This window comes from Pseudomonas sp. FG36, from assembly GCF_057809275.1.
The window spans coordinates 85,814-98,978 of the sequence record NZ_JBMDJQ010000016.1; the positions used below are offsets into that span (position 1 = coordinate 85,814).

17 protein-coding genes are annotated in these 13,165 nt (G+C 67.1%); 15 read left to right on the forward strand and 2 right to left on the reverse strand.

Annotated features, from left to right (window positions below):
• The first annotated feature begins 2 nt into the window (after positions 1–2).
• From gspD to ACODS9_RS14570, 10 genes are read left to right on the forward strand one after another with little or no spacing between them, the layout of a single operon-like run.
• Positions 3–1,952, forward strand: a complete 1,950-nt coding sequence (gene gspD, locus ACODS9_RS14525; protein WP_489094119.1) for a type II secretion system secretin GspD — start codon at positions 3–5, stop codon at positions 1,950–1,952.
• Entirely contained in the window at positions 1,952–3,400 is a 1,449-nt protein-coding gene (locus ACODS9_RS14530) for a GspE/PulE family protein (protein WP_489094136.1), read from the forward strand. The genes gspD and ACODS9_RS14530 overlap by 1 nt, the downstream gene beginning before the upstream one ends.
• A 2-nt stretch (positions 3,401–3,402) precedes the next feature.
• On the forward strand, positions 3,403–4,599 hold the full coding sequence (gene gspF / locus ACODS9_RS14535) for a type II secretion system inner membrane protein GspF (protein WP_489094120.1): 1,197 nt from the start codon (positions 3,403–3,405) through the stop codon (positions 4,597–4,599).
• A 14-nt stretch (positions 4,600–4,613) separates the two neighbouring features.
• On the forward strand, positions 4,614–5,048 hold the full coding sequence (gene gspG / locus ACODS9_RS14540) for a type II secretion system major pseudopilin GspG (protein ID WP_217868549.1): 435 nt from the start codon (positions 4,614–4,616) through the stop codon (positions 5,046–5,048).
• Between the two features lie 13 nt (positions 5,049–5,061).
• The gene (gspH, locus tag ACODS9_RS14545; protein ID WP_401106934.1) at positions 5,062–5,505 is read left to right on the forward strand and encodes a type II secretion system minor pseudopilin GspH; all 444 of its coding nucleotides are present in this window, start codon (positions 5,062–5,064) and stop codon (positions 5,503–5,505) included.
• Positions 5,502–5,870: a type II secretion system protein gene (locus tag ACODS9_RS14550; RefSeq protein ID WP_489094121.1), complete on the forward strand. Its 369-nt coding sequence runs from the start codon at positions 5,502–5,504 to the stop codon at positions 5,868–5,870. The genes gspH and ACODS9_RS14550 overlap by 4 nt, the downstream gene beginning before the upstream one ends.
• A complete protein-coding gene (locus tag ACODS9_RS14555; RefSeq protein WP_489094122.1) occupies positions 5,867–6,457 on the forward strand; it encodes a prepilin-type N-terminal cleavage/methylation domain-containing protein in 591 nt (196 codons plus the stop codon). The genes ACODS9_RS14550 and ACODS9_RS14555 overlap by 4 nt, the downstream gene beginning before the upstream one ends.
• Positions 6,454–7,515 (forward strand): type II secretion system protein GspL, encoded by a 1,062-nt coding sequence (gspL, locus tag ACODS9_RS14560; RefSeq protein WP_401106937.1) that lies wholly within the window; start codon positions 6,454–6,456, stop codon positions 7,513–7,515. Before ACODS9_RS14555 ends, gspL begins: the two co-directional genes overlap by 4 nt.
• Positions 7,512–7,898, forward strand: coding sequence for a type II secretion system protein GspM (gene gspM / locus ACODS9_RS14565; protein ID WP_401106940.1), 387 nt, complete (start codon positions 7,512–7,514; stop codon positions 7,896–7,898). The genes gspL and gspM overlap by 4 nt, the downstream gene beginning before the upstream one ends.
• The gene (locus ACODS9_RS14570; RefSeq protein ID WP_489094123.1) at positions 7,895–8,554 is read left to right on the forward strand and encodes a hypothetical protein; all 660 of its coding nucleotides are present in this window, start codon (positions 7,895–7,897) and stop codon (positions 8,552–8,554) included. The genes gspM and ACODS9_RS14570 overlap by 4 nt, the downstream gene beginning before the upstream one ends.
• Positions 8,555–8,715: 161 nt before the next feature.
• Here the strand turns inward: ACODS9_RS14570 and ACODS9_RS14575 are convergent, their stop codons facing one another.
• Entirely contained in the window at positions 8,716–9,279 is a 564-nt protein-coding gene (locus tag ACODS9_RS14575; RefSeq protein WP_046854361.1) for a L,D-transpeptidase family protein, read from the reverse strand.
• A gap of 19 nt (positions 9,280–9,298) precedes the next feature.
• Positions 9,299–9,853 carry an NUDIX hydrolase gene (locus tag ACODS9_RS14580; protein WP_046854362.1) on the reverse strand — a complete coding sequence of 185 codons (555 nt, stop codon included), beginning with the start codon at positions 9,851–9,853 and terminating at the stop codon, positions 9,299–9,301.
• Between the two features lie 137 nt (positions 9,854–9,990).
• On the opposite strand from ACODS9_RS14580, the gene ACODS9_RS14585 reads away from it, so the two are divergent.
• The 5 genes from ACODS9_RS14585 to purT all read left to right on the forward strand — a co-directional run bounded on the left by ACODS9_RS14585 (position 9,991) and on the right by purT (position 13,151).
• On the forward strand, positions 9,991–10,590 hold the full coding sequence (locus ACODS9_RS14585) for a CoA pyrophosphatase (protein WP_217868560.1): 600 nt from the start codon (positions 9,991–9,993) through the stop codon (positions 10,588–10,590).
• Positions 10,591–10,635: 45 nt separating this feature from the next.
• On the forward strand, positions 10,636–11,160 hold the full coding sequence (locus ACODS9_RS14590; protein WP_367858054.1) for a gamma carbonic anhydrase family protein: 525 nt from the start codon (positions 10,636–10,638) through the stop codon (positions 11,158–11,160).
• On the forward strand, positions 11,153–11,347 hold the full coding sequence (locus ACODS9_RS14595; protein WP_046854365.1) for a DUF1289 domain-containing protein: 195 nt from the start codon (positions 11,153–11,155) through the stop codon (positions 11,345–11,347). The genes ACODS9_RS14590 and ACODS9_RS14595 overlap by 8 nt, the downstream gene beginning before the upstream one ends.
• A gap of 80 nt (positions 11,348–11,427) precedes the next feature.
• Positions 11,428–11,895, forward strand: a complete 468-nt coding sequence (locus ACODS9_RS14600; RefSeq protein WP_023629807.1) for a 7-cyano-7-deazaguanine/7-aminomethyl-7-deazaguanine transporter — start codon at positions 11,428–11,430, stop codon at positions 11,893–11,895.
• A gap of 74 nt (positions 11,896–11,969) precedes the next feature.
• Entirely contained in the window at positions 11,970–13,151 is a 1,182-nt protein-coding gene (gene purT, locus ACODS9_RS14605; protein ID WP_023629808.1) for a formate-dependent phosphoribosylglycinamide formyltransferase, read from the forward strand.
• The last annotated feature ends 14 nt before the right edge of the window (positions 13,152–13,165 follow it).

Below are 13,165 nucleotides of genomic sequence, written 5' to 3' on the forward strand. Positions count from 1 at the left end.
TGATGATCGCAAGGTACTGTCTGGCCGGGCTGTTGATGCTCGGCATGTCCCTGGCCCGGGCCGAAGAGGCCGAAGTCTTCGCTGACGACGGCACGCCGCTGTACGAGGTGAACTTCGTCGACACCGAGCTGGGTGAGTTCATCGACAGCGTGTCGCGCATCACCGGCACCACCTTTATCGTCGACCCCCGGGTGCAGGGCAAGGTCACCGTGCGCACGGTCGATCGCCACGACGCCGACGCCATCTACGACATCTTCCTCGCCCAGCTGCGCGCCCAGGGCTTCGCTGCGGTGGACCTGCCCAACGGCAGCGTGAAGATCGTGCCCGACCAGGCCGCGCGCCTGGAGCCGGTGCCGGTGGAAACCGCGGGCAAGAAGGCCGAAGGCAGCGACGGCGTGGCCACCCGCGTGTTCAATGTGCGCAACGCCGCCAGCGAGCAGATGCTCGGCATTCTCAAGCCGCTGATCGACCCACGGGTCGGGGTGATCACCCCGTATCCGGCGGCCAACCTGCTGGTGGTCACCGACTGGCGCAGTAACCTGGAGCGCATCGACAGCCTGCTGCGCCAGCTCGACCAGGTCAGCGACGAGCCGTTGCAGGTGATGCCGCTCAAGCACGCCAGCGCTGCCGACACTGCTGGCCTGGTGACCCGCCTGCTGGCCCGCGAACAGGGCGTCGACAGCGCCCAGGTGGTCGCCGACCCGCGCAGCAATGCGTTGCTGGTGCGTGGCAGCGCCGACAGCCGGGAGCGGGTGCGGGCGCTGCTGGTGCAACTCGACCGGCCCAGCGACAGCCTGCGCAGCAGCAACACGCAGGTCATTTATCTGCGCCACGCCAATGCCGCCGAGGTGGTCAAGGTGCTGCGCGGCCTGAGCCAGGCTGGCACGGTGCCGGCGGCGGAAGGCGAGGGCAAGGATGCGCCCGTGCCGGCGGCCAGCGACTCGGGCATTCGCCTGGAGTACGAGGAAGGCACCAACGCCGTGGTGATGGTTGGCCCCGACAGCGAGCTGGCCGCCTACCGCAGCATCGTCGAGCAACTGGACATTCGCCGGGCGCAGGTGGTGGTCGAGGCGATCATCGCCGAGGTTTCCGACAGCAGCGCCCAGGAACTGGGCGTGCAGTGGCTGTTCGCTGACGAGAAGTTCGGTGCTGGTATCGTCAACTTCGGCGGCAACGGGGTAAACATCGCCAGCATCGCCGGGGCCGCCAGCAGCGGCGACAACGAGAAACTCGGCAAGCTGCTGTCGGCCACCACCGGCGCCACCGCCGGTATCGGCCATATCGGTGGTGGCTTCAACTTCGCCATGCTGGTCAACGCACTCAAGGGCAAGAGCGGTTTCAACCTGCTGTCGACGCCGACCCTGCTGACCCTGGACAACGCCGAGGCGTCGATCCTGGTGGGCCAGGAGGTGCCGTTCGTCACCGGCTCCGTTACCCAGAACAACGCCAATCCCTACCAGACCATCGAGCGCAAGGAAGTCGGGGTGAAGCTGCGCATCAAGCCGCAGATCAGCATCGACGACAGCGTGCGCCTGGACATCGTCCAGGAGGTGTCGTCGATCGCCGACTCCAGCGCCGCCAGCGACGTGATTACCAACAAGCGCGAGATCAAGACCAAGGTCATGGTCGAGGACAACGGCCTGGTGATCCTCGGCGGGCTGATCAGCGACGAAATGGCCACCAGTAACCAGCGCGTGCCGCTGCTCGGTGATATTCCCTACCTGGGCCGGCTGTTCCGCTCCGACGCCAGCAAGAATACCAAGCAGAACCTGATGGTGTTCATCCGCCCGCGCATCCTGCGTGACGGCGAGAGCCTGGCCGGGATCAGCCAGCAGAAGTACCAGAGCCTGCAGCAGAACACTCCGCTCAAGCTGCCTGCCCTGGCTGAAGGCCTGCCGTTGCTGCAGGTGTTCCCCTCCAGCCGGGCACGCCTTGAAGGCGGTGACTGGTGATGCTGTCCTATCGCCTGGCGCGGCAGAGCGGGGTGGCTATGGCACCGGCTGAAAACGGCTGGCAGTTGTGGCTGCGCGGCGACGCCGACAGTGACCAGTTGCAGGAATTGCTGCGTGTGCATGGCCAGCCGGTGGGCGTCGAGCAGCTCGACAGCGCGAGCTTCGACGAGCGCCTCGGCCAGCTTTACCAGGCCGGCGAGGCGGCGAACCAGGCCCTGATCGAAGGCATCGGCGAGCAGGTCGACCTGGACAGCCTGATGAGCGAGATGCCGCGCATCGAGGACCTGCTGGAGAGCGATGACGAAGCCCCGGTGATCCGCCTGATCAACGGCCTGTTCGGCCAGGCCCTGCGCCTGCGCGCCTCTGACATCCATATCGAGACCTTCGAGCAGAGCCTGGTGGTGCGCCTGCGCATCGACGGCCACCTGCGCGAGGTGCTGCGTCCGCCACGGGCGTTGTCGGCGATGCTGGTGTCGCGGATCAAGGTCATGGCGCGGCTCGATATCGCCGAGAAGCGCCAGCCCCAGGATGGCCGCATTACCCTGCGCGCCGCCGGGCGCGAGGTGGATGTGCGTGTCTCGACCTTGCCCGGCATCCATGGCGAGCGGGTGGTGATGCGCGTGCTCGACAAGCAGGCCAGCCTGCTGGCGCTGGACAACCTGGGCATGCCTGCCGCAGTGCTGCGTGGCTTGCGCGGTTGCCTGGCGCGGCCCAATGGCATCGTGCTGTCCACCGGCCCCACCGGTTCGGGCAAGACCACCACGCTGTACGCCAGCCTCAACAGCCTGAATGACGGCAGCCGCAATATCCTCACCGTCGAGGACCCGGTCGAGTACGCCATCGCCGGCATCGGCCAGACCGCCATCAACCCGCGTGCCGGGCTGACTTTCGCCAGTGGCTTGCGCGCCATCCTGCGCCAGGACCCGGACGTGATCATGCTGGGCGAGATCCGCGACCAGGAGACCGCGCAGATCGCCGTGCAGGCCAGTCTCACCGGACACCTGGTGCTGTCGACCCTGCACACCAACAGCGCCGTGGGCGCGGTGACCCGCCTGCGCGACATGGGCATCGAGCCGTTCCTGATTGCCTCGTGCCTGCGTGGCGTGCTGGCCCAGCGCCTGGTGCGGCGCCTGTGCACCTGCGCGGTGGCGCAGCCGCTGCAAGGCGCCGAGCGTGAACTGTGGCCAGAGTTGGGCAGCCTGCGCGAAAGCTTTCACCCGGTTGGCTGCGAGCACTGCCAGGGCAGCGGCTATGTCGGTCGGCTGGGGCTGTACGAATTCATCGAGCTGGACGCCGGGCTGGTTGCCTTGCTCTACGACGGTGAGAGCGAACTGGCCATGCAGGCCTACCTGGATGGCCGCCGGCAGAGCCTGGTGGCTGAGGCCCGCGATTGCCTGGCCCGTGGCGAGACCAGCCTGGCCGAAGTGCTGCGCGTGGTGCAGGGCTGAGCATGCCGACCTATCGCTACCAGGCCGTGGATCTTGCCGGCAAGGCGCACAAGGCCAGCGTGCAGGCCGACAGCGAGCGCCATGCGCGCCAATTGCTGCGCGAGCAGGGGCTGTTCACCCGGCACTTGCAACGCCACGACAGCGCCCAGCCACGTCGTCAGCGCCTGACCCGCGCCCAACTGTGCGAGCTGACCCGCCAATTGGCGACCTTGGTTGGCGCTGGCATCCCCCTGGTCGATGCCCTGGCCACACTGGAGCGGCAACTGCGCCAGCCGGCCTTGCACGCGGTGCTGGTGGCCTTGCGCGGTTCCCTCGCCGAGGGCCAGGGGCTGGCGCGTAGCCTGGCGCGACAGGGCGCGCCGTTCACTGGTTTGTATTGCGCGCTGGTCGAGTCCGGCGAGCGCTCCGGGCGCCTTGGCCAGGTGCTGAGCCGTCTGGCCGACCATCTCGAACAGGTCCAGCGCCAGCGCCACAAGGCACGCACCGCGCTGATCTACCCGGCGGTGCTGATGGGCGTGTCGCTGGCCGTGGTGGTCGGCCTGATGACCTTCGTGGTGCCCAAGCTCACCGAGCAGTTCGCCCACTCCGGGCAGAGCCTGCCTTTGATCACGTCGCTACTGATCGGCTTGAGCCAGGGGCTGGTGCAGGCCGGCCCCTATCTGCTGGCACTGGCGATCCTGGCCACGCTGTTGGGCGGCTGGCTGCTACGCAAGCCGCACTGGTGCCTGCGCCGCGACGACCTGCTGCTGCGCCTGCCGCGTAGCGGTGCGCTGCTGCAAGTGCTGGAGAGCGCACGCCTGGCGCGCAGCCTGGCGATCCTCTGCGGCAGCGGCGTGGCCCTGCTCGAAGCCTTGCAGGTGGCCACCGAGACGGTTGGCAACCGGCGCATCCGCGCAGCCATGGAGCAGGTGCGCCAGCAGGTGCAGGGCGGCACCAGCCTGCACCGGGCGCTGGACAACGCCGGGGAATTTCCGCCGCTGCTGGTGAACATGGTTGGCAGCGGCGAGGCCAGCGGCACCCTGGCCGACATGCTCGAACGGGTGGCCGACGACCAGGAGCGCGGCTTCGCCCGCCAGGTGGACACCGCCATGGCGCTGTTTGAACCGCTGATGATCCTGGTGATGGGCGCCGTGGTGCTGTTCATCGTGCTGGCGGTGCTGCTGCCGATCATGCAGCTCAACCAGGGATTGCAACTGTGACAAGGAGAACTTCGATGCAGCAACGACGTAACCGCCAGCGGGGCTTCACGCTGATGGAAATCATGGTGGTGATCTTCATCATCGGGCTGCTGATCGCCGTGGTCGCGCCCAGCGTGCTGGGCAACCAGGACAAGGCCATGAAGCAGAAAGTCATGGCCGACCTCGCGACCCTGGAACAGGCGCTGGACATGTACCGCCTGGACAACCTGCGCTTCCCCAGCACCGAACAGGGCCTGGCGGCGCTGGCGAAGAAGCCGACCCAGGAGCCGCTGCCGCGCAGTTGGCGCAGTGACGGCTATATCCGCCGCCTGCCGGAAGACCCATGGGGCACCCCGTACCAGTACCGCATGCCCGGCGAGCACGGCCGGGTTGATGTCTATTCGCTGGGCGCCGATGGCGTGCCGGGTGGCGAAGGGCTGGATGCCGACCTGGGCAACTGGGCGCTTTAAGTTGATCAAGCCTATGGCTCACTCCCTCCAGCGCGGTTTCAGCCTGCTCGAATTGCTGGTGGTGCTGGCCATTGCCGCCTTGATGACCAGCCTGGCCGTGGCCTGGCTCGACAGCGGCAGAAGCAGCATCGACCAGACGCTCGATCGCCTGGCCTGGGCCACCGTGGCCCAGGCCGACCTGGCGCGCCATGCCGGGCAGTTGCGTGGGCTGCGCTGGAACGGTCAACGCCCCGAGTTCGTCCGTCGGCAAGGCGAGCACTGGCAGGTGGAAAGCGTGGCACTGGGTGATTGGCCCAAGGGCTTGCGGCCGGACTGGCCCGTCAGCCAGGCGCCAGCGCTGCTGTTCACCCCCGATGGCTGGTCACGTCCGGGCACTGTGCGCTGGCGCTGGGCCGAGGGCGGTCAGCGCTGGGACTGGGACCGCGGCGGGCAGTTGCGCGTGAGCGCGATGCCATGAAGCACCGGCAACGCGGCTTCACCCTGTTGGAGGTGAGCGTGGCCCTGGGCATCGCCGCCGTCCTCGCGGTGATCACCAGCCAGGTCCTGCGCCAACGCCTGGCGGTGCAGGACACCGTGCAGCAGCATCGCCTGGGCCTGCTGTGCGCCCGTGAGGTGCAGGCACGTTTCGTGGTCGAGCAGTATTGGCCGGCGACCAACCAGGACAACGGCGTGCTGGTGCAGGGCGGGCAGGCCTGTCATTGGCAGTTGCAGTTGCGCCGCACCGGTGTGCGCGACCTGCGCCGTGGCGAACTGCTGTTGCATGCCGATCGTGACCAGCGCCTGCCGCTGGGGCAGTTCACTGTGTTTCTGGAGCGGCCATGAAACGGCGCCAGGCGGGCATGACCCTGATCGAACTGCTGGTGGCCCTGGCCCTCACGGCCTTGCTCGGGGTGATGCTGTCGGCGCTGGTCAACGGCTGGCTGAAGGTGCGCGAGCGGCTCGATGAACAGGTGAGCGAAACCGGCGTAGTGGATTTTTGCCTGGCCTTGGAGCGGCGCTTCGACAGCCCGGTGCTGCGCCGCCTGTACGAGCAGCGTTTGCCGTTGGCGGCGCGCTGGCTCGACTGGCAGCCCGACCGCCAGCAACTGCTGTGGGTGGCCGCCGCCGCCTGGCCGCAGGCCGAAGGGGGATCGCGCCTGCAGCGCCAGCGCCTGCGCTTCGAGCCGCGTGAACAACGGCTGCTGCTGGAAACCTCGGCCGACCTGTATGCCGCCGCGGCACCGGTTTGGGTGCTACGTGAACGGCTGGAGCGGGTCAGCGTGATGAATGTTCTCTACCACCAGGCCGGCCGTTGGCTGGCCTGGCCTTCCGATCAACCGGCGCACCCCGGTAGGGGCGTGCGCGTGGAGCTAGTGCGTGATGGAGCACCTTATACCTGTACCTTCGTTCTGCCCTGGGGGCGCGCATGAAGCTTGAATGGCGCCGGCGGGCGCCGGCACAACCCTGGCTGCTGCTGCGCCCCGGTGAGGTCTGGGATTGGCTGTTGGTCAGCCAAGGCCGTCCACTGCGCCAGGGGCAGGGCGAACCTCCGGCGGGGCTCGGGGCGCGGGTTGCCCTGATCGTCCCCGGTGAACATTGCAGTCATTTCCAGCTGCCCGCGCCGCCTGGGCTGAAACGCGAGGAATGGCCCTTGCTGCTCGAGGATCGCTTGCTGCAGGGCGACGATGATGTGCTGTGTGCTTGTATCGGGCGCCATGCAGGGCAGTTGCGCCTGCTGGTGGTGGCGCGGGGCAGGCTCGACGAATGGCGGGAGCAGTGCGCCGGCTGGGGGCTGACCGTGGAACGTTGCTGGGCCGAGTTCCAGTTGTTGCCCGATTGTGCAGCAGAAGCGGCTTGGCATTGGCGCCGAGGAGCGATGAGCCTGTACAAGGGCCAGACCCACTGGCTGGCCTGGCCGCAGGGCCTTGGCCAGCCTCCCGCGCTCGCCTGGCTGCCTGGCGAGGTCGAGGGCATCGACGGCGACTGGCCCGATGTGCTGGCCCCGCTCGATGGCTTGCCTGGCTTGTTCGAAGCCCGTCGCCCCCGCCAAGGCCTGCGCCTGGCAAAAGGGCAGACGCGCCTGGCAATCGCCTGCCTGGCGTTGGTGTTGGCGTGGAGCGGGCTGTGGAGCGCGCAACAGTGGCGCCAGGCCCAGCTCTATCGTGCCCAGGTGCAGGCCGTGACCGGCATCCAGCCGACGCCTCGCCAGGCTGCGCGGGTGTTGACGCAACTGCAGGACGAGGCGCGTGAAAGCCAGGTGCGCCTGCGCCAACTCGAGGTGTTGCAGGCGCAGGTCCATGGGTGGTTGAACGATCATCCCGGCTGGCACCTGCAAGTGGTGCGCTTTGATGGTCAGCGTTGGTACCTTGAGCTGGTCGGAGAGGGGACAGTGGCACCCTGGCAGGAGATGGCCACGGCAGCCGGCGTGCAGGTCCAGGTGGAAGACGAAGCACGCCGCGTGGTGTTCGACCTGGGGAGCGCCGCATGAGCCGTGAGTGGATGCGACAGCATCGGCTATCGCTGGCCTGGGGTGTCGTCGCGCTGTTGCTGGTGTTGCTGGCGCTACGTGAGGGCGTGGCCTTCTGGCAGGAACAGCGGCAATGGCAGGCACTGGCCGAATCGCTCGCGGCACAGCCAGGCCAGCCTGCGCTGACTCTCGAAGCGTTGCACCAATCGGCCCAGGCCCGGCATATCGAATTGGCCGAGGTGCAGTCCGAGGATCAAGGCTGGCTGCTGCGCGGCAAGGTGGTTGATGCGCAAGCCCTGCAGGGCTGGTTGCAGGCCCTGCGCGATGACGGCGCGCAGCCGTTGCAATGGGGGCTGGAGCGAGATACCGAGGGGCTGCGTTTCACTGTGCGGCTTCGACCATGAGGCGGCGGGCGTACCTTTGGCTGGGCCTGGTGTTCTGCCTGACCCTGGTGGCCGAACTGCCGGCGCGTTGGCTGGTGGCGGGGTTCGGGTTACCGGCGGAGGGGGTGAACGGCAGCCTGTGGCAAGGGCAGTTTGCCCGGCTGGGACCGGTGGGGCCCGTGCAATGGACATGGCGTCCATGGCAGCGCGAGCTACAGGTGCGCCTGGGCTTCCAGGGGCAGGGCTGGCAAGGCCGCCTGAGCGGTTGGCCGTGGCGTTGGCAGGCCGACCTCCAGGCACTGGGCGCACAGCCAAGCGTCTTCGGTGACTATCGGCTGGCCGGGCAATGGCAGGGCAGCATCAAGCTGCAAGGCTCGGGGCAACATTGTCGGGCCGCCGCAGGCAGCATCACCGTCGCCGACCTGGCTTTGAACACGCCTTGGTCGCTGGTGCTGGGGCAGGGCTCGCTGGCAATGGACTGCCGTCAGGGCTGGCGGTTGAGCGCTGGCCTGGTTCGCCAAGGCCAGCACCAGATGAGCCTGGAGGCCGACCTGGCGGCCCGGCAAGCGCAGGTCGATTTCGTGTTGCAGCCCGATGCGGGTTTGACGCCGGTGCTGCGCGGCGTGCAATGGCTGGGTCCTGAGGACAGGGTCGGGCAGCGCTGGCTCAGGTGGTAGCCCGCATGCCGGTCAGAGGGCGAGGGACCATTGCGCGACCCAGAAGCCTTGCTCCAGCGAGTTGCGCGGGCGATCGCTGGTAAGCAATGCGCGTTGGTAGTCCAGGTGCTGCAAGGCTAGTGCATGCATGGCGGGCCCGGCCCGGTCCACGCGGTGAGCGCTCAGGGGCGGATTTCGATCAGCGTGCCATCCTTCACCATGCTCCACACCTCGCGCATGTCATCGTTGCGCATGGCGATGCAGCCCTCGGTCCAGTCCAGGGTATGGAAGTACCACTCGGGGTACTCCTCGTTGATCGGCGTGCCGTGGATCATGATCATGCTGCCAGCGGCAACGCCTTCGCTGCGAGCCTTGGCGGCATCGGTGATATTCGGGTAGGAGATGTGCATGGCCAGGTTGTAGCGGTCGCTGACTTTGCGCCAATCCAGCCAGTACAGGCCTTCCGGGGTTTTCTTGTCGCCTTCGCGGGCCTTGGCCCCCTTGGGTTGCTTGCCCAGGGAGATGCGGTAGGTCTTGAGCGGTTCGCCACGGCTGATCAGTTGCAGCCGGCGCTCGGACTTGATCACCAGCACCTTGTCGATCAGCCGCTCCTGCTGGACGCCGGTAGTGGCGGGCTGGACCGGCGACGGCGCGGCCGACGGCGTCTTGCGGATGATGGTCTCGGTGAAGGCGGCTTGCGACACCGAGGCGACACTGAAACAGAGGAGGGCAAGCAGCCAGCGCATGAAACCGTATCCCTGAAAACTAGGTGGTGGACGACGTGACGTTCATCGGCGGCAGGTATTCATGGCCAATCGGATAGTGCTGCCTGACGCGGTCGCGATAATAGCATTCTAGTGTGCGTGTGACGGTGCGGAAAGCCAGCTCGCGCCAGGGGATCTCGTGTTCTTCGAACAAGCGTACCTCGAGGCTCTCGATACCCACGGCGAAGTCCAGATCGGCCAGTTCGGCGCGGAAGAACACGTGCACCTGGTTGATGTGCGGCAGGTCGAACAATTGGTACAGGCTGGTTTCGCCGACCCGCGCGCATGCCTCCTCGACGGTTTCGCGACGGGCGGCGGCATCGAGGGTCTCGCCGTTTTCCATGAAACCGGCGGGCAGCGTCCAGAATCCTCGGCGCGGTTCTATCGCCCGGCGGCACAGCAGCACCTGGGAGCCCCAGGTTGGCAGCACCCCGGCGACGATATTGGGGTTCTGGTAGTGGATCGTCTGGCAATGATCGCAGACATACCGCAGGCGGCTGTCGCCTTCGGGGATCCGCTGGGTGACCGGTTGGCCGCACGCGCTGCAGAATTTCATGCTTTCATTCATTCCAGTGGGGTCGGGCTATCTTGGCGCGCCCGGCCCGCTTACCGCAAGCGGCCTGCGGGCGGGGCTTGGGTGCCTCGCGGCTTTGGTGCATCATGCAGGGCAGGCCTTGGACACGAGAGTGCGTAATGCTGGACGAGCTTCTTCGCCGAATGAGCAACCATACCCCCGCGTCACCGGAGACGGATCGCCGTTTCCCCGAAGCGGCGGTGCTGCTGCCCATTACCCGCAGCGAGGAGCCGGAGCTGGTGCTGACCCTGCGCGCCAAGGGCCTGTCCACCCACGGCGGTGAAGTCGCCTTCCCGGGCGGGCGGCGCGACCCGGAGGACCCAGACCTGGTGTTCACGGCCCTGCGCGAAGCCGAGGAGGAAATCGGCCTGCCACCCGGGCTGGTCGAGGTCATCGGCCCGCTCAGCCCGCTGATCTCGCTGCATGGCCTGAAGGTGACGCCGTTCGTCGGTTTGATCCCGGACTATGTCGAGTATCGTGCCAACGATGCGGAAATCGCCGCCGTGTTCAGTGTGCCGCTGGAGTTCTTCCGCCAGGACCCCCGCGAGCACACCCACCGCATCGACTACCAGGGCCGCAGCTGGTACGTGCCCAGCTACCGCTACGGCGACTACAAGATCTGGGGGCTCTCGGCGATCATGATCGTCGAACTGGTCAACCTGCTGTTCGACGCTGGCATCAGCCTGCACCAGCCCCCCGAGCGTTTCATCGAAAATTGAGCGGGGCACACCCCGCCACTGGCGTTCAACCGTGAGGAGCGACACATGAAATACCGCCTGGGCGACCTGCGCGTCGAAACCCATCCCGAGAGCTGGGCCGCGCCCACTGCCACGCTGATCGGCAAGGTGCGTCTGCAGGCCCGGGCCAGCGTATGGTTCGGCGCGGTACTGCGCGGCGACAACGAGCTGATCGACATCGGCGAGGACAGCAATGTCCAGGACGGCACGGTGATGCACACCGACATGGGCTCGCCGCTGACCCTTGGTCGCGGGGTGACCATCGGCCACAACGCCATGTTGCATGGCTGCACGGTCGGCGACTACAGCCTGGTTGGCATCAACGCGGTGATCCTCAACGGGGCGCGTATCGGCAAGCACTGCATCATCGGCGCCAACGCCTTGATCCCCGAGGGCAAGGAAATCCCCGATGGCTCGCTGGTGATGGGCTCGCCGGGCAAGGTGGTGCGCGAGTTGACCGAGCAGCAGAAACGCATGCTCGAGGCCAGCGCCGCCCATTATGTACACAATGCCCAGCGCTATGCCCGTGATCTGGTGAGCGACGATGAGTGACGAGCGGCCCGTGGCCTCGCCCTGTGTCAATGTCTGCGCGCTGGACGAGCAGGATATCTGCACCGGGTGCCAGCGCACGGTGAGCGAGATCACGCGCTGGGGGCGCATGGACAATGCCGAGCGGCGCGTGGTGTTGCAGCGCTGCCATGAGCGGGCGGTGGCGGCGGGGCTGATCATCGGTCTGTAGAGCCGATGCCCGTGGCGCGGGCTTGTCCCGCGATGGTGCCGGCGCTAATCTGTGCGGCTGGCCCTCCGAAAACGCAGACCATGTTCTATCTCATCGCCTACATCAGCAGCGTGGTGCTGATCAACTTCGCCTTCTCCAGTGCGCCGCACCTGGACGTGATCTGGTCCGCCTGGGGCGGGTTGGTGTTCATCCTGCGCGACATGGTGCAGACCCGCTACGGCCATGGCGCGTTGCTGGCCATGCTGGTGGCGCTGGTGCTGTCCTATATCACCTCCGAGCCTGCCATCGCCCTGGCCAGCGCTACCGCGTTCTTCGTCTCCGAGCTGATCGACTGGCTGGTGTTCAGCGTTACCCGGCGCCCCCTGCGCGACCGCCTGTGGCTGAGCTCGGCGCTGAGCATCCCGGTGGACACCTTCATCTTCTTCGGCATGATCGGTGCCTTGACGCCTGCGGTGATCGGCACGGCGATGGCATCGAAGTTCGCCGGGGTCACGGCGGTGTGGTTGATTATGGCCTGGCGGGCACGGCGCGCGGTGGCCACATCCTGATGTAGAATACCGGTCCATTTTTCAGCGGGCGGCAGCCAGCGTGGCGCGGCCCCGGACGCCTTCGAGGACCTGAAATGACCCGTATCGGAACCCCACTGTCGCCCACCGCGACCCGTGTACTGCTGTGCGGCTGCGGCGAGCTGGGCAAGGAAGTGGTGATCGAGCTGCAGCGCCTGGGCGTCGAAGTGATCGCCGTGGACCGCTACGCCAATGCGCCGGCGATGCAGGTCGCGCACCGCAGCCATGTGATCAACATGCTCGACGGCGTGGCCCTGCGCGCAGTGATCGAGGCGGAAAAACCGCACTACATCGTTCCCGAGATCGAAGCCATTGCCACCGCCACGCTGGTCGAGCTGGAAAGCGAAGGTTTCAATGTCGTCCCCACCGCCCGCGCCACCCAGCTGACCATGAACCGCGAAGGCATTCGCCGCCTGGCTGCCGAAGAGCTCGACCTGCCGACCTCGCCGTACCATTTCGCCGACACCTTCGAGGATTACAGCAAGGCGGTGGCCGACCTGGGCTACCCCTGCGTGGTCAAGCCGGTGATGAGCTCGTCCGGCAAGGGCCAGAGCCTGCTGCGCGGCGCCGATGACCTGCAGAAAGCCTGGGACTACGCCCAGGAAGGCGGCCGTGCCGGCAAGGGGCGGGTGATCATCGAAGGCTTCATCGACTTCGAATACGAAATCACCCTGCTGACCGTACGCCATGTCGGTGGCACGACCTTCCTCGCGCCGGTCGGCCATCGCCAGGAGAAAGGCGACTACCAGGAGTCGTGGCAGCCCCAGGCCATGAGCCCGAAGGCATTGGCAGAGTCGCAGCGCGTGGCCCAGGCGGTCACCGACGCGCTGGGCGGCCGTGGCCTGTTCGGTGTGGAACTGTTCGTCAAGGGCGACCAGGTGTGGTTCAGCGAAGTGTCGCCACGCCCGCACGACACGGGCCTTGTGACCCTGATTTCCCAGGACCTGTCGCAGTTCGCCCTGCACGCGCGGGCCATCCTCGGCCTGCCGATCCCGGTGGTGCGCCAGTTCGGCCCGTCGGCGTCGGCGGTGATCCTGCCTGAAGGCCAGTCGCAGCAGACCAGCTTCGCCAACCTGGGCGCGGCCCTGAGCGAGCCGGATACCGCCATCCGCCTGTTCGGCAAGCCGGAGATCAATGGTACCCGGCGCATGGGCGTGTGCCTGGCGCGTGACGAATCGGTCGAGGCGGCACGAGCCAAGGCGACCCGGGCTTCGCAGGCGGTCAAGGTCGAGTTCTGATCTGAAACGATCGC